Source organism: Haemophilus sputorum CCUG 13788 (assembly GCF_000238795.1).
In the GTDB taxonomy this organism is placed as follows: domain Bacteria; phylum Pseudomonadota; class Gammaproteobacteria; order Enterobacterales; family Pasteurellaceae; genus Haemophilus_A; species Haemophilus_A sputorum.
This window is the reverse complement of record NZ_AFNK01000007.1, coordinates 111,527-126,415: the sequence shown is the minus strand read 5'-3', so window position 1 is coordinate 126,415 and position 14,889 is coordinate 111,527. Positions and strand designations below refer to the sequence as shown.

The following is a 14,889-nucleotide window of genomic DNA, read 5'->3' as shown; positions in this document are numbered from 1 at the left end:
AACCTCACTTAACAAGAAAGAGAGTGCAAGCGATGGTTTGCACTTTCTTTTTTCGCTATGAAAAGAAAATGAAATATATCGAAAAAATTGAACATGCTTTCAGTGAAGAAGGCTGGTTAAGTCAGAAAATCAAAGGTTTTCGACCTCGTTCAGCGCAATTAAAAATGGCGCAAGCGGTCGGAAATGCAGTGCGATTTGCAAATCCAGTGGTTGTAGAAGCGGGAACCGGAACTGGAAAAACTTTTGCGTATTTAGTCCCTGCATTACTTTCTGGCAAGAAAACCATTATTTCTACAGGCTCAAAAAACTTACAAGATCAGCTATTTAATCGAGATCTCCCCACAATTCAAAAAGCGCTTAAATATAAAGGTAAAGTGGCGTTATTAAAAGGGAGAGCTAATTACCTCTGCCTAGAAAGGCTCGATCAGGTTATTGCGATGGGCGTATTGGGTGATAAATCGGTTTTAGCTGATTTAAGTAAAGTGCGAAAATGGCATCAGTCTACTCAAACAGGTGATTTAAGCGAATGTGTCACGATTGCCGAAGATAGCCCGATTTTGCCACAATTAGTGAGTACGACTGAAAATTGTTTGGGGGCTGATTGTCCAAATTACAAAGAGTGTTATGTAGTACAAGCGCGCCGAAAAGCGATGGAAGCAGATGTGGTTGTGGTAAATCACCACCTATTTTGTGCGGATATGGCGGTTAAAGAAACCGGTTTTGGGGAATTGATTCCAGAAGCTGAATTAGTGATTTTTGATGAAGCACATCAACTGCCAGATATTGCTAGTCAGTATTTTGGACAATCCCTTTCCTCACGCCAACTGTTTGATCTTTGCAAAGATATCAATGTTGTTTACCGTACTGAATTAAAAGATTTAGCACAACTAGGTAAAGCAGCAGATTTATTGCAAAAATCGGTACAAGATTTCCGTTTATTCATGGGCGGGGAAGGGCAGATTCGAGGTAACTTACGCGAATTATTTGTCGATAAGAAAGTGGTTGATGGACTTAATAAAATCAGTGAGCATATTGATTTTCTCAGTCAGATCATCAAAAAATCACTTGGGCGTTCTGAAACCTTAGATAAAATTTTTGAGCGCTTAGCAGAAGTTAAAGTTTTACTTAAAAAAATGAGTGAAACGCACGTTGTTGGTTATTGTTATTGGTATGAAGCGAATGGGCGTTCGTTTGGTTTGCACATTACCCCATTGACGGTGGCAGATAAATTTGGCGAACAGTTAAAAAATCAGAAAATTGCTTGGGTATTTACTTCTGCCACGCTAGAGGTGGGCGGTAAGTTTGATCATTTTTGCCAACGTTTAGGTATTCAAGAGGCAGAGCAAATGGTGTTACAAAGTCCGTTTGACTATGCAAAGCAATCACTATTATGTGTGCCACGTTTTTTACCTGATAGTAACAAAGCGCATACGCTAACTGCGCTTGGCGAGCTTTTAATGCCAGTTATTGAAGCCAATCAAGGACGCTGTTTTTTACTTTGTACTTCATACTATATGATGCGCGGACTAGCAGATTTCTTGCGTGAACATAGCCAATTAAACGTGCTATTGCAGGGAGAAACCAGCAAATCGAAGTTATTGGAGAAATTTATTCAAGAGCCTCATTCAGTTTTGGTGGCAACCCAAAGTTTCTGGGAAGGAATTGATGTGCGCGGGGATGATTTATCTTTAGTGATTATAGATAAGCTGCCGTTTAGCTCTCCAGATGATCCCCTTCTAAAAGCGCGTATGGAAGATTGTCGATTGCAAGGCGGCGATCCATTTAATGATATTCAAATTCCTGAAGCGGTGATTACCTTAAAACAGGGGGTAGGGCGTTTAATTCGGGATGTGACGGATAGAGGCGTGGTCATGATTTGTGATAGCCGTTTAGTCATGCGTCATTATGGGGCTACTTTTTTAAAGAGTTTACCGCCTTCGACTCGCACGAGAGATTTAGAAAAAGTTGTGGCTTTTTTAAAAGAAAATTAAGGTAAATCAAAAATAAGTCACTCCAAAAGCGGTAGAATTTACTTCGTTTTTTGCAAATCATCAACACGGGTAGTTATTTGGCACTGATGCTTTGCAAAAAATAAGTGAAATTCTACCGCTTGTTTTTTTAGGAGAGCATAAATGTTATTAAAAATAACTCGAACACTTCTTTCATTATGCTTGCTTTTTGCAATGCTTTATCTAGGAAAGGGATTATCTATATTATTACCAATTGGCATTCCTGATAGTATTTGGGGATTGTTACTACTATTTACCTCATTAGTGATTGGTATTGTGAAAGTAGAGTGGGTAACGCCGGCTGCCAGACCATTAACACGTTATATGACGATTTTCTTTATTCCAATTTGTGCAGAAATTGTCGAACACGTCGATATTCTCAAAAGCCACTTCGTCTCTTTTGTTTTAGCCAATATGCTTAGCACAATGGTGTCATTAGTCCTCATTGGTCTATTTGCGCAGTGGGTTTTTCATCGTAAATAGGGACATATTATGGTTTATCTTTTTTCTTTATTAACGATTTCAGCCTTTTTACTCGGGCAACGAATCAGCAAAAAATTGCGTTCTAATTTGCTAAATCCTTTCTTAATTGCGTTAATTCTGATTATTTTAGTGATAGAAATAGGCAAAGTCCCTTATCAATCTTACTATCAAGGAAATTTCCCGTTAAATAATCTATTGGGAGTTTCGGTTATCGCTTTAGCTTTACCTTTTTATGAGCAGCTGCCACAAATTCGCAAAAAATGGAAACCGATTAGTGCGGTAGTGCTTTTTGGTACATTGATTTCAATGTTAACAGGGGTGGCATTAGCTATTGCGTTTGGTGCAAGCAAAGGTATTGTCGCGGCTATATTACCTAAATCAGTTTCTACGCCTATCGCGATTGCGATTGTCGAAGAGTTGGGCGGAAAATCAGCAATTAGTGCTGTGGGCGTGTTGTTAGCGGGCTTGCTTGGTTCTGTGTTAGGTTTCAGCATATTACACTGGCTTGGTGTAAGGAATGTGCGTGCAATTGGATTGACGATGGGCTCAGTCTCTCACGCACTAGGCACTGGTCGCTGCATGGAATATAGCGTGAAAACGGGAAGTTATAGCTCAATTGCATTGGTCGGATGTGGCGTGCTTTCTTCTATTTTAGCACCGATTGTCTTTAAACTAGCGGTCATTTTTTTCTATTAATTTGCAAAATCGCCAATTTAGTGCGGTTTGGATTATCGATAAATGTAACGTATAATGCCGGCAAATTTAATTAAGCGATCATTATTATGCAAGAAAAAGATCTTTCCACGCTTGCGACATTCAAGCGTTTATTTCCTATTATCAAGCAATATAAATCGGGCATTATTGTTGGTGCGATAGCATTAGTGTTAAATGCTTTAGTGGACTCTGGATTGATTTATTTGCTCAAACCATTACTTGATGAAGGGTTTGGGCAAGCTGATCACGGGTTTTTAAAATTGATGTCTGTTTTAGTGGTCGCTTTTATTTTAGTGCGTGGGATTACAAATTATGTTGCAGGCTATTGTTTGGCGTGGAGTTCTGGCAATGTTGTGATGACTTTGCGCAGAACAATTTTTCAGCATCTGATATATATGCCGGTAAGTTATTTTGATAAGAATCCAATTGGACGTTCTTTATCAAGAGTAACTTATGATACGGAAATGGTTGCGAATTCATCTTCTCACGCATTAGTGACCATCGTGCGTGAAGGGGCTTATTTGATCTCACTATTTGTTGTAATGATCTATACAAGCTGGCAGCTTTCTATGGTGTTATTTATGTTAGCGCCAGTTATTGGTGTGCTTATTGGTATTGTTTCTAAGCGTTTTCGCCAATTAAGCCGTAATATTCAAAGCTCTATGGGCGAGCTGACTGTTACTACAGAACAGATGTTAAAAGGGCATAAAGAAGTGCTTTCTTTTGGTGGACAAGAAATCGAAAAAGCGCGCTTTGATCGCGTAAGTAACGATATGCGTCGTAAAGGAATGAAAATTGTTTCAGCAGATGGAATTTCTGATGGTTTGGTACAGCTGATTGCATCTTTTGCATTATCTATCATTCTTTATCTTTCTACGGTTGAAGGGTTACATATTGAAGATTTAACTGCCGGTTCTTTTACCGTAGTCTTTTCTTCTATGATGGCAATGTTACGTCCATTAAAATCATTAACGAACGTGAATTCTCAATTCCAACGAGGTATGGCAGCTTGTCAAACGTTGTTTGAATTTTTAGATTTAAAAACAGAAAACGATAACGGTACGGTTGAAGTCGAGAGAGCCAAAGGTAATATAACCTTTAATCATGTTTCCTTCGGGTATGAGGGGAAAGATGGGCTTGCACTCAATGATATTTCTTTCTCTTTACCACAGGGAAAAACCATTGCATTGGTTGGGCGTTCAGGCTCAGGCAAATCAACAATTGCTAATTTATTAACCCGTTTTTATGACATTGAGCAAGGTGAAATTACTTTAGATGGCATTAACATTCAAGATTATCGCTTAGCTAATTTAAGAGCTCAATGTTCAATTGTTTCGCAACAAGTGCATTTGTTTAACGATACGATTGCCAATAACATTGCATATGCAGCTACCGATAAATATAGTCGAGAAGACATTATTAACGCTGCAAAAGCCGCTCATGCCATGGAGTTCATTGAAAAATTGGATGATGGGTTAGATACGGTTATTGGTGAAAATGGAGCAAGCCTTTCAGGCGGTCAACGCCAACGTTTAGCGATTGCTCGCGCATTATTGAGAAACTCGCCTATTTTAGTATTAGATGAAGCAACTTCCGCATTAGATACCGAATCAGAAAGAGCAATTCAGTCTGCACTAGCGGCATTGCAAAAAGATAAAACGGTTCTTGTCATTGCGCATCGATTATCAACTATTGAAAATGCAGATGAAATATTAGTCGTTGATCAGGGCAAAATTATTGAACGAGGTACGCATCAGGCATTGTTAGCGCAAAACGGAGCCTATAGCCAATTATATAGTTTACAGTTTGGTGCTTAACATCTTTATGGTATAATCCGCCAATTTACAGTTTTAGATGGATTCTATTTGCTGAAAAAGGCGGATTTATGATAAAGAAGATATTACAAGCGGTCGTTTTTGGGCTTTTTTGTGCAGCTATTGTGCTGTATGTTTACCCTTGGGCTAAAGAACAATGGAAAACAGAGCCTGAAATTTTAAGCTATCAAAAGGCAGTAAAAGAAGCCTCTCCTGCGGTTGTGAATATCTATACAAAAATTTTGAATGAGAATAATAATGCAGGTTATCGCCTTAACTTAGGTTCAGGCGTAATTATGACGGCAAATGGGTATATCTTAACCAATAAACACGTTATTCAAGATGGTGAAGAAATAACAGTCTATTTGCAAAATGGGGAACATTCTGTTGCTCATTTAGTTGGTTCAGACACTTTAACTGATTTAGCTGTGCTAAAAGTAGATGGTGTAAATATGCCAACGATTCGCCAAAATCCGAAACGCATACCACAAGTTGGCGATATTGTGTTAGCTATTGGTAATCCATATAATCTTGGGCAAAGTGTAAGCCAAGGTATTATTAGTGCGACAGGGCGTAACACCATCTCAGATCGTACACGTCAGAATTTGATTCAAACGGATGCGCCTATTAGTAAAGGGAATTCTGGTGGGGCATTGATTAACACGGCAGGAGAATTGATAGGGATAAACACGGTAAGTTTAAAAAATAGTGGTGAAATTCGTGAACTCAGTATTGCGGGAACAGATTCAATCGCTGAAGGTTTAAACTTTGCTATTCCAATCAATCAAGCATCAGATGTGATGAACAAAATCATCAAAGATGGGCGCGTAATTCGTGGTTATTTCGGTGTGAATACAGTTTTAACAAATGCCTTTTTAGAAAAAGGCGTGTTAATTACCGCAGTAACAAAAGACAGTCCGGCCGAAAAAGCAGGCATTCAACAAGGCGATATTATGTTAAGTGTTGGAAATATTGAGGCAAAATCACCTTCTCAAATGATGGAAGCGCTAGCAAATATTAAGCCAGGTACGGTTGTGCGAGTGTTAGTTTTACGGGGTGATGTTGAATTAGCCTTTAATGTTACAATCGGAGAATTCCCAGATAATTAGGGTAAGGTAGAATGAGTTATATTATTACAGTTGATGGGCCAAGCGGTGCAGGGAAAGGCACACTTTGTCATGCATTAGCAGAAAAATTAAAAGCTGACTTTTTAGATTCAGGAGCAATTTACCGTATTACCGCATTAGCTGCAGTAAAAAAAGGCATTTCCTTAGATGATGAAGTGGCATTAGCGAAATTAGGAAGACAATTAGATATTCGTTTTGAACCTAAAAATGGTGAAGTCAATGTTATTCTTGATGGAGAAAATGTTGGTGACCAAATTCGAACTGCTGAAGCGGGTCAAAATGCCTCTAAAGTTGCGGCATTACCACAAGTTCGAGCAGCATTATTACAACGCCAACGTGATTTTGCGTCAGCAAATGGTTTAGTTGCAGATGGTCGTGATATGGGCACCGTTGTTTTTCCTAATGCTCAAGTAAAACTATTTTTAGACGCTAGCGCAGAAGAAAGAACAAAAAGACGTGTAAAACAGTTGCAAGAAAAAGGATTTAATGCTAATTTTGACGATATTTTAGCCGAGATTAAAGAACGAGATTTTCGCGATCGTAATCGTGAAGTTGCGCCTTTAGTTCCGGCAGCAGATGCGTTATTATTAGATTCTACTCATTTATCTATTGATGAAGTTATTGCACAAGCATTGGCTTATATTTCATCTAAAGGTATTGCGTAATTTAATTATTTTTTGACTTAGTGAGGGAAAACTAAGTTTTTATCATCAACCCCGTTTGACAGGATGTTAGATGGACGTTTATTTTATTTAAGAAGAAAATTATGTCAGAAAATTTTGCTCAACTACTAGAAGAATTCTTAGCTCAAGAAGCTCGTTTAGGCTCTGTAGTTAAAGGTACTGTTGTAGCTATCCAAAAAGGTTATGTAATCGTTGATACTGGTTTCAAATCAGAATCTGCAATCGATGCTTCAGAATTCATGAACGCACAAGGCGAATTAGAAGTTCAAGTTGGCGATCAAGTTGATGTAGTATTAAAAGCGGTTGAAGATGGCTTCGGTGAAACAGTAGTTTCTCGTGGTGATGCAAAACGTAACGAAGCTTGGATCGCTTTAGAAAAAGCATTCGAAGAACAAGCGACCGTTACTGGTTTCGTCAATGGTAAAGTGAAAGGCGGTTTCACTGTTGAATTAAACGGTGTTCGTGCATTCTTACCTGGTTCATTAGTAGATACTCGCCCAGTTCGCGATTCTTTAAATCTTGAAGGCCAAACTTTAGAACTTAAAGTAATCAAACTTGATCAAAAACGTAACAACGTGGTTGTGTCACGTCGTGCAGTGATCGAAACAACTAACTCAGCTGATCGTGAAGAAGTATTAGCAAACTTAGTTGAAGGTTCAGAAGTTAAAGGTATCGTTAAAAACTTAACTGAATACGGTGCATTCGTAGATTTAGGTGGCGTAGACGGTTTATTACACATCACTGATATGGCATGGAAACGTGTTAAACATCCAAGTGAAGTAGTAACTGTTGGCCAAGAAGTAACTGTTAAAGTACTTAAATTCGACAAAGAGAAAACTCGTGTATCATTAGGCTTAAAACAATTAGGTCAAGATCCATGGGTAGCTATCGCACAAAACCACCCAGTAAACAGCAAATTAACTGGTAAAGTAACTAACTTAACTGACTATGGCTGTTTCGTTGAGATTTTAGATGGTGTTGAAGGTTTAGTTCACGTTTCAGAAATGGATTGGACAAACAAAAACATCCATCCATCTAAAGTGGTTAGCGTAGGTGATGTTGTTGAAGTGATGGTGTTAGAAGTTGATGAAGAACGTCGTCGTATTTCATTAGGCTTAAAACAATGTAAAGCAAACCCTTGGGAACACTTTGCATCAACTCACAACAAAAACGACAAAGTATCAGGTAAAATTAAATCAATTACTGACTTCGGTATCTTTATCGGTTTAGAAGGCGGTATTGATGGTTTAGTACACTTATCTGATATTTCTTGGAACCAATCAGGTGAAGAAGCTGTTCGTAACTACAAAAAAGGTGACGAAGTAGAAGCTGTTGTATTACAAGTAGATGCATTAAAAGAGCGTATCTCTTTAGGTATCAAACAGTTAGAATCTGATCCATTCACTAACTTCGTAGATAGCACTAAAAAAGGCGCAATCGTTTCTGGTAAAGTAACAGCAGTAGATGCTAAAGGTGTTTCTGTTGAACTTGAAGGTGGCGTTGAAGCATTTATCCGTGCTAACGAAGCGACAAGTGAGCGTGTAGAAGACATTACTTCTGTTATTTCAGTAGGTGATGCTATCGAAGCTAAATTCATCGGTGTTGACCGTAAATCTCGTGTAATCAACTTATCTGTTCGTGCGAAAGATGAAGCTGAAGAATCAGCTGCAATTGCACAAGTAAACAAACAAGAAGTTGAAGTACCAAACGCAATGGCTGCAGCATTTGCTCAAGCTAAAGGCGAATAATTAGAGATTTCTAATTAGAAAGCGGGTGTGTGAAAACACATCCGCTTATATCTTTGATTAGTTATATTTTAGTTTTTTACAGTATAGAATTCTCAAATATAATTAATCTTGCGCAGAAGGGGTATCATGACAAAATCGGAATTGATTGATGAACTCGTTAGAGCCCAGCCTAATCTTTCAACTAAATTAGTTGATGAAGGTATTAAAGAAATTCTTGAACAGATTACACATTCTTTGGAACAAGGCTCTCGTGTAGAGATTCGTGGATTTGGTAGTTTTTCTTTACATTTTAGAGCCCCTCGTTTAGGGAGAAATCCTAGAACGGGCGAAAATGTTGAATTGGCAGCAAAGTCAGTGCCTTATTTTAAAGCAGGTAAAGCGTTGAAGTCTTTGGTTGACACTGAAGAATAAGTGCAATAGGAGAGCAATTATGATTAAATATATTTTGGCTGCATTAGTGATTATTACGCTAGCAATTGTTGGTATTACAATAGGTGCTAATAATGATCAAATGATTACTTTTAACTATGCGATTGCACAAAGTGAATTGCGCTTATCTACCCTTGTAGCTATTTTATTTGGATTTGGTTTGATTTTAGGATGGCTAATTACTGGTATTTTTTACTTACGATTAAAATTACAGAATATGGCTTTAAATCGCCGAGTAAAAAGACAAGCACAACAAATTTCTGAACTTACCTCGCCAAAGGCTGAATAATGCTTGAATTATTGTTCCTTTTATTACCCATTGCCGCATTATATGGTTGGTATATGGGGCAACGTAGTGTTAAAAAGGATCAAGAAACCCTTCAAAATAAATTTTCCCGTGATTACGTCACGGGACTTAACTTCCTTTTATCAAATCAACAAGAAAAAGCTGTTGATGTTTTTCTTTCTATGTTACAAAAGCAAGAGACAGAAAACCAAATCGCAAACGACTCGCAATTTGAAGCTGAACTAACGTTGGGGAATTTATTTCGTTCTCGAGGTGAGGTTGATAAGGCATTGAGACTTCATCAAGGCTTAGATGCAAGCCCAGATTATTCATTTGAACAAAAACTACTTGCAAAGCAGCAGTTAGCGAATGATTTTATGGCCGCAGGTTTTTATGATCGTGCAGAGAATTATTATATTTTATTGCTAGATGAGCCTGATTTTGCCGTTAATTCGTTAACTCAATTAAGTCGTATTTATCAAAAAACTAAAGAGTGGCAAAAGGCAATCAATGTTTCAGAAAAATTGTTAAGAATTCAGCCAGATGCAGATAAAACACCGCTAGCTCATTATTATTGTGAATACGCACAAGCGGTCAAAATTGATAATGAATTTGCATTTGTTGATTCTTTGAAAAAAGCATTATCTTATTTGCCAGCCTGCAGTCGAGCTTCTATTTTATTAGGCGATTATCACTTACAAAAAGAACAGTATCGGACTGCATTAGACTATTATGAAAACATACTAAATCAAGATAGTGACTATATTAGCGAAGTCCTAGGAAAAATTCGTGAATGCTATGTGGCTTTTAATGATCCGGTAAATTATGAGCTTTTCTTGATTCGAGCAAACCAAATTAAACATAACAGCAATATTGATATTGCATTAACAGAATTTATTGAAGAGCGTGACGGGACAAAAGCAGCACAAGCTAAACTCTATCAGCAGGTAAGTCAATATCCTAATATGTTAACATTCCACCGATTTATACGGTATCAAATGGGTGACGCAGAAGAAGGTAACGGTAAAGAAAGTTTAAGCTTGCTACATAAAATGGTTGGTGAGCATATTAAAAAGGGTTTTCATTATCGTTGTTTAAATTGCGGTTATCAAAGTTATCGACTAAATTGGCATTGTCCATCTTGTAGACACTGGGAAACCATTAAACCAGTTTCAAGCATAGACACAACAATCTAATAAAAGGGGTTCAGTATGAATAGTAAAGTTATTGTGGCACTAGATTATGAAACAGAGCGCGAGGCACTGAATTTTGTAGATCAGGTTGATCCTTCACTTTGTCGTTTAAAAGTAGGTAAAGAAATGTTTACCTCATTAGGCATTAACTTTGTTAAACAGCTCCAAAATCGAAAATTTGATGTGTTTTTAGATTTAAAATATCATGATATTCCAAATACGGTAGCAAGAGCAGTTCGTTCAGCAGCTGATTTAGGCGTATGGATGGTTGATCTTCATGCCTCTGGCGGTTTAGCCATGATGGAACAAGCGAGAAAAATTCTTGAGCCTTATGGAAAAGATGCCCCATTATTAATTGCGGTAACGGTTTTAACAAGTATGGAAGATTTAGACTTGTTACAAATTGGAATTAACGCTTCACCTATGGAGCAAGTAATTCGATTAGCACATCTTGCTCAGCGTGCAGGTTGTGATGGTGTAGTATGTTCACCGAAAGAAGTGGAAGTACTTCGTACTCACTGTGGAAAAGATTTTAAACTAGTTACCCCAGGAATTCGTCCAGCAGGTTCTGATTTCGGCGATCAACGTCGCGTAATGACACCGCGTTTGGCTATCGAAACGGGTTCAGATTATTTGGTAATTGGTCGTCCAATTACACAAGCTGAAGACCCGCTTGCTGCCTTAAAAGCGATTAACGCATCTATTGAGGCATAATGGATGACTTTAGTTTATTCCACAGAAACAGGAAGAATTACGCCGAATAAACCTAAAGAAGAAAGACCGAAAGGCGATGGTATTGTTCGTATTCAACGTCAAACAAGCGGTCGAAAAGGCAAAGGCGTTTGCGTAATTACAGGATTAGATTTATCTGATACTGAATTAAAATTGTTAGCTGCAGAATTGAAAAAACGTAGCGGTGTGGGTGGTTCAGTTAAAGATGGCACAATTGAAATTCAAGGTGATAATCGTGAATTATTGCAACAAATCCTTACGCAAAAAGGCTTTAAAGTAAAACTTGCTGGTGGTTAATCTCACTTCTGTAAGAATTGTAATAAATTGGACAATCAGTAGCTATTTTATAGGGAATTTGCCAAAATAGTCATGAGATTGTCCTTTTTTATTTATGTTTGGAAAGTTATGAAAAAATTAAAATCTGTGGTGCTGCTTGGGTTAGCGGCACTTTCATTTTCTTCACAAGCGAGTATTTGGGAGAAAATTCAAGCACCAATTAACGGTAAACCTCAATCAATAGGCGGCTATAGCAACGGTTGTATTATTGGTGCCCAACCATTAGCTTTAAAAGGTGAGGGATACCAAGTCATTCGTTCATCAAGAAATCGTTATTATGGACACCCGCAATTATTAAATTATTTAAAACAGCTTGGGCAGAAATCAAAAGCAGCTGGGTTACCACCTATCTTAATTGGAGATATGGGAATGCCTGCTGGTGGACGTTTTTCTTCTGGTCATGCGAGCCATCAAACAGGCTTAGATGCAGATATTTGGTTACGGTTTGGCCCAATGGACGATGAAACTGCCAAAAATCCAGCAGGATTAGCCACCCTAATGGTTAATCATGATGCACAAGTGGTAGATGAACGTGTTTGGACACCGAACCAGACCACTCTAATTAAATTAGCTGCGCAAGATCCTCGAGTAAACCGTATTTTTGTGAATCCAGCGATTAAAGTGAAACTTTGTAATACTGCGGGTGCAGATAGAGCTTGGCTACAAAAGATTCGCCCTTGGTATGGACACGATTCACATATTCACGTTCGCTTAAGTTGTCCTGCCGATGCACCAAATTGTGAAAATCAGGCTGCATTACCTGCAGGCGATGGTTGTGGTGCAGAACTTTACTCTTGGTTTGAGCCTGCACCTGAAGGATCTAGCAAGCCAAAAGTAAAATCAATACCGGTTGCCCCAGTGCAATGTCAAATGCTGTTATCTCAACAAGGTTTAAACTAGCCAGTAACTAATAAAAAGGAGAATGAAAAAACATTCTCCTTTTCCTTCTTTCTAAAATTCTAATTATTTTTATGCGATTATTTATAGCTGAAAAACCAAGTCTTGCCCGAGCAATTGCCGATGTGTTACCTAAGCCGCATACCCGTGGAGATGGCTATATTCAGTGTGGTGAGAATGATGTGGTTACTTGGTGTATCGGGCATTTACTTGAGCAAGCACCACCAGAAGCTTATGATGAGCGTTTTAAAAAATGGCGAATGGAAACCTTGCCAATTGTGCCTGAACAATGGAAGTTAGTACCTAAAAAAGAAACGTATAAACAGTTACAAGCGGTTGAAAAATTAGTAAAAAAAGCAGATGTGCTGGTTAATGCGGGTGACCCAGATAGAGAAGGGCAGCTTTTAGTGGATGAGCTCTTTAGCTATCTAAATGTATCATCAGAAAAACGCCAACAAATTCAGCGCTGTTTAGTCAGTGATCTTAATCCGAATGCGGTTAAACGGTCTATAGAACGTTTGCAAAATAATAAGGATTTTGTACCGCTTGCAACTTCTGCTTTAGCACGCGCGCGTGCCGATTGGCTATATGGTATCAATATGAGCCGGGCATATACCATTCAAGGACAATGGGCTGGCTATAAAGGTGTGCTCTCAGTTGGACGAGTACAAACTCCCGTTTTAGGATTGATTGTTAGGCGCGATCTAGAAATTGAAAATTTTGTGCCTAAAGATTATTTTGAAGTGTTTGCACATATTCATGATCCTAAAACAGATATTCGCTTTAAAGCAAAATGGCAACCTAGTCCAGCTTGTGAAGATTATCAAGATGATGAAGGGAGGGTAATTTCGCAAGGTTTAGCTGAGAATGTAGTTAAACGGATAACTGCTCAACCGGCTAGCGTGGTAGATTATCAAAATAAGATGGAAAATGAAGGTGCTCCGTTGCCATACTCACTTTCTGCATTACAAATTGATGCAGCACGCTTATTTGGCCTCTCAGCACAAGCAGTGCTTGATATTTGCCAAAAATTATATGAAACCCATAAATTGATTACTTACCCACGCTCTGATAATCGTTATTTACCTCAAGAACATTATGCAGATAGATTCAAGGTAATTTCAGCTATAGGGCATCATTTAGAAGAATATAATACGCCACCAGCAGTAGTTGACCCTAATTTGCGTAATCGTTGTTGGAATGATAAAAAAGTGGAAGCACACCATGCCATTATTCCTACATCTAGACAAGGAAATGTTCATTTAACAGAGAACGAAAAACGAGTTTATCGACTTATTGCTCGCCAGTATTTAATGCAATTTTGTGTGGATGCTGAATATCGAAAAGCAAAAATTAGCTTACAAATTGCAGGTGGAAGTTTTATTGCCCAGGCTAGAAATCTGATTGTAGCAGGCTGGAAGTCATTATTAGGGAAAGAGGACGCTTATGAAGAAGCTGAACCTTTATTACCAGAAGTCAAAAAAGGCGATGAGCTTTTTTGTGAGAAAGGTGAAATGGAAAGTAAAAAAACGCAACCTCCGCGTTATTTTACTGATGCCACTTTACTTTCAGCAATGACTGGAATTGCGCGTTTTGTACAAGATAAGCAGCTAAAAAAAGTGCTGCGTGAAACCGATGGATTAGGTACAGAGGCGACGCGAGCAAGTATTATTGAGTTACTTTTCAAGCGCGGTTTCTTAATAAAAAAAGGACGTTACATTCAAAGTACAGAGGTTGGACGGATATTAATTCATGCGCTACCTACACAAGCAACACTGCCAGACATGACGGCTCATTGGGAGATGCAATTAACGGATATTAGCAAAAAACAGGCTAGTTACCAGCAATTTATGTCTGAATTGACATCGCAATTACCAACATTATTGTATGTTGATAGAGAAAAATTGAGAAGTCTTGGGTCAATGTCTCAACCAGCTAGAAAAGGTTATGCTAAGGCTAATAAAAATATGGCGCAAGCTGAAAAATAATCAAAGAGAAGATTAGTGTATAAAAAGCACTTGCAAGTGGCTAGAGAACGCGATATTATCTCGCCTATAGCAAATTGATTTTAATTTTTAAATCTAAAAAATATCGGATGATTTAATGCTAAATATTTTAACTCTTGTTTATCTTTTTGTTGCAGTTATTTTAGTAGGATTAGTCCTAATGCAACAAGGAAAAGGTGCAGACGTTGGTGCTTCATTTGGTGCTGGTGCATCAGGAACCGTCTTTGGTTCTGCAGGATCTGCTAATTTTTTGTCTAGAATGACCGCAGTTTTTGCAACAATTTTCTTTGGTATCAGTTTATTGATTGGTAATTTAAATACACATCAAACGAGACCGTCTAGCCAATTTGAAGATTTAAGCAATGTTCAACAAACAATTGAACAACCCGCTAAAGTGAATTCACAACTAAATAGTGATATTCCTCAATAATT

General features: G+C 38.1%; 15 protein-coding genes. All 15 read left to right on the top strand.

Features of this window, described 5'->3' with window-relative positions; all coding sequences use genetic code 11:
* The first annotated feature begins 68 nt into the window (after positions 1-68).
* Positions 69-1,991 (top strand): DNA repair helicase YoaA, encoded by a 1,923-nt coding sequence (gene yoaA / locus HSP_RS0102495; RefSeq protein WP_010128337.1) that lies wholly within the window; start codon positions 69-71, stop codon positions 1,989-1,991.
* Positions 1,992-2,132: 141 nt separating this feature from the next.
* A complete protein-coding gene (locus tag HSP_RS0102490; protein WP_007524751.1) occupies positions 2,133-2,492 on the top strand; it encodes a CidA/LrgA family protein in 360 nt (119 codons plus the stop codon).
* A 9-nt stretch (positions 2,493-2,501) separates the two neighbouring features.
* Positions 2,502-3,188, top strand: a complete 687-nt coding sequence (locus HSP_RS0102485; protein WP_007524548.1) for an LrgB family protein — start codon at positions 2,502-2,504, stop codon at positions 3,186-3,188.
* 86 nt (positions 3,189-3,274) lie between these two features.
* Positions 3,275-5,023, top strand: a complete 1,749-nt coding sequence (msbA, locus tag HSP_RS0102480) for a lipid A ABC transporter ATP-binding protein/permease MsbA (protein WP_010128335.1) — start codon at positions 3,275-3,277, stop codon at positions 5,021-5,023.
* 68 nt (positions 5,024-5,091) lie between these two features.
* Complete coding sequence (locus tag HSP_RS0102475) at positions 5,092-6,129, top strand: trypsin-like peptidase domain-containing protein (RefSeq protein WP_007524200.1); 1,038 nt, start codon at positions 5,092-5,094, stop codon at positions 6,127-6,129.
* A gap of 11 nt (positions 6,130-6,140) precedes the next feature.
* Positions 6,141-6,812: a (d)CMP kinase gene (gene cmk, locus HSP_RS0102470; protein ID WP_007523992.1), complete on the top strand. Its 672-nt coding sequence runs from the start codon at positions 6,141-6,143 to the stop codon at positions 6,810-6,812.
* A gap of 101 nt (positions 6,813-6,913) precedes the next feature.
* Positions 6,914-8,578 (top strand): 30S ribosomal protein S1, encoded by a 1,665-nt coding sequence (gene rpsA / locus HSP_RS0102465; RefSeq protein ID WP_007525480.1) that lies wholly within the window; start codon positions 6,914-6,916, stop codon positions 8,576-8,578.
* Between the two features lie 126 nt (positions 8,579-8,704).
* The gene (locus tag HSP_RS0102460; protein WP_007525297.1) at positions 8,705-8,989 is read left to right on the top strand and encodes an integration host factor subunit beta; all 285 of its coding nucleotides are present in this window, start codon (positions 8,705-8,707) and stop codon (positions 8,987-8,989) included.
* Between the two features lie 19 nt (positions 8,990-9,008).
* Positions 9,009-9,296 carry a LapA family protein gene (locus HSP_RS0102455; protein WP_007525041.1) on the top strand — a complete coding sequence of 96 codons (288 nt, stop codon included), beginning with the start codon at positions 9,009-9,011 and terminating at the stop codon, positions 9,294-9,296.
* A complete protein-coding gene (lapB, locus tag HSP_RS0102450) occupies positions 9,296-10,489 on the top strand; it encodes a lipopolysaccharide assembly protein LapB (protein ID WP_007524413.1) in 1,194 nt (397 codons plus the stop codon). Before HSP_RS0102455 ends, lapB begins: the two co-directional genes overlap by 1 nt.
* A gap of 15 nt (positions 10,490-10,504) precedes the next feature.
* Positions 10,505-11,200, top strand: coding sequence for an orotidine-5'-phosphate decarboxylase (pyrF, locus tag HSP_RS0102445; RefSeq protein ID WP_007524145.1), 696 nt, complete (start codon positions 10,505-10,507; stop codon positions 11,198-11,200).
* A 3-nt stretch (positions 11,201-11,203) separates the two neighbouring features.
* Positions 11,204-11,515 carry a stress response translation initiation inhibitor YciH gene (gene yciH, locus HSP_RS0102440; RefSeq protein ID WP_007524280.1) on the top strand — a complete coding sequence of 104 codons (312 nt, stop codon included), beginning with the start codon at positions 11,204-11,206 and terminating at the stop codon, positions 11,513-11,515.
* 108 nt (positions 11,516-11,623) lie between these two features.
* Positions 11,624-12,454, top strand: a complete 831-nt coding sequence (gene mepA / locus HSP_RS0102435) for a penicillin-insensitive murein endopeptidase (protein ID WP_007525151.1) — start codon at positions 11,624-11,626, stop codon at positions 12,452-12,454.
* Positions 12,455-12,525: 71 nt separating this feature from the next.
* The gene (locus tag HSP_RS0102430) at positions 12,526-14,439 is read left to right on the top strand and encodes a DNA topoisomerase III (RefSeq protein ID WP_010128333.1); all 1,914 of its coding nucleotides are present in this window, start codon (positions 12,526-12,528) and stop codon (positions 14,437-14,439) included.
* Between the two features lie 115 nt (positions 14,440-14,554).
* Positions 14,555-14,887 (top strand): preprotein translocase subunit SecG, encoded by a 333-nt coding sequence (secG, locus tag HSP_RS0102425; RefSeq protein ID WP_010128332.1) that lies wholly within the window; start codon positions 14,555-14,557, stop codon positions 14,885-14,887.
* Positions 14,888-14,889 lie beyond the last annotated feature (2 nt).

Excerpts from the sequence above, each read along its gene's own strand:
- HSP_RS0102485 (WP_007524548.1), top strand. The coding sequence starts at position 2,502 with ATGGTTTATCTTTTTTCTTTATTAACGATTTCAGCCTTTTTACTCGGG.
- msbA (WP_010128335.1), top strand. The coding sequence starts at position 3,275 with ATGCAAGAAAAAGATCTTTCCACGCTTGCGACATTCAAGCGTTTATTT.
- HSP_RS0102475 (WP_007524200.1), top strand. The coding sequence starts at position 5,092 with ATGATAAAGAAGATATTACAAGCGGTCGTTTTTGGGCTTTTTTGTGCA.
- yoaA (WP_010128337.1), top strand. The coding sequence starts at position 69 with ATGAAATATATCGAAAAAATTGAACATGCTTTCAGTGAAGAAGGCTGG.
- HSP_RS0102490 (WP_007524751.1), top strand. The coding sequence starts at position 2,133 with ATGTTATTAAAAATAACTCGAACACTTCTTTCATTATGCTTGCTTTTT.
- cmk (WP_007523992.1), top strand. The coding sequence starts at position 6,141 with ATGAGTTATATTATTACAGTTGATGGGCCAAGCGGTGCAGGGAAAGGC.
- mepA (WP_007525151.1), top strand. The coding sequence starts at position 11,624 with ATGAAAAAATTAAAATCTGTGGTGCTGCTTGGGTTAGCGGCACTTTCA.
- HSP_RS0102430 (WP_010128333.1), top strand. The coding sequence starts at position 12,526 with ATGCGATTATTTATAGCTGAAAAACCAAGTCTTGCCCGAGCAATTGCC.
- rpsA (WP_007525480.1), top strand. The coding sequence starts at position 6,914 with ATGTCAGAAAATTTTGCTCAACTACTAGAAGAATTCTTAGCTCAAGAA.
- lapB (WP_007524413.1), top strand. The coding sequence starts at position 9,296 with ATGCTTGAATTATTGTTCCTTTTATTACCCATTGCCGCATTATATGGT.
- pyrF (WP_007524145.1), top strand. The coding sequence starts at position 10,505 with ATGAATAGTAAAGTTATTGTGGCACTAGATTATGAAACAGAGCGCGAG.
- yciH (WP_007524280.1), top strand. The coding sequence starts at position 11,204 with ATGACTTTAGTTTATTCCACAGAAACAGGAAGAATTACGCCGAATAAA.
- HSP_RS0102455 (WP_007525041.1), top strand. The coding sequence starts at position 9,009 with ATGATTAAATATATTTTGGCTGCATTAGTGATTATTACGCTAGCAATT.
- HSP_RS0102460 (WP_007525297.1), top strand. The coding sequence starts at position 8,705 with ATGACAAAATCGGAATTGATTGATGAACTCGTTAGAGCCCAGCCTAAT.
- secG (WP_010128332.1), top strand. The coding sequence starts at position 14,555 with ATGCTAAATATTTTAACTCTTGTTTATCTTTTTGTTGCAGTTATTTTA.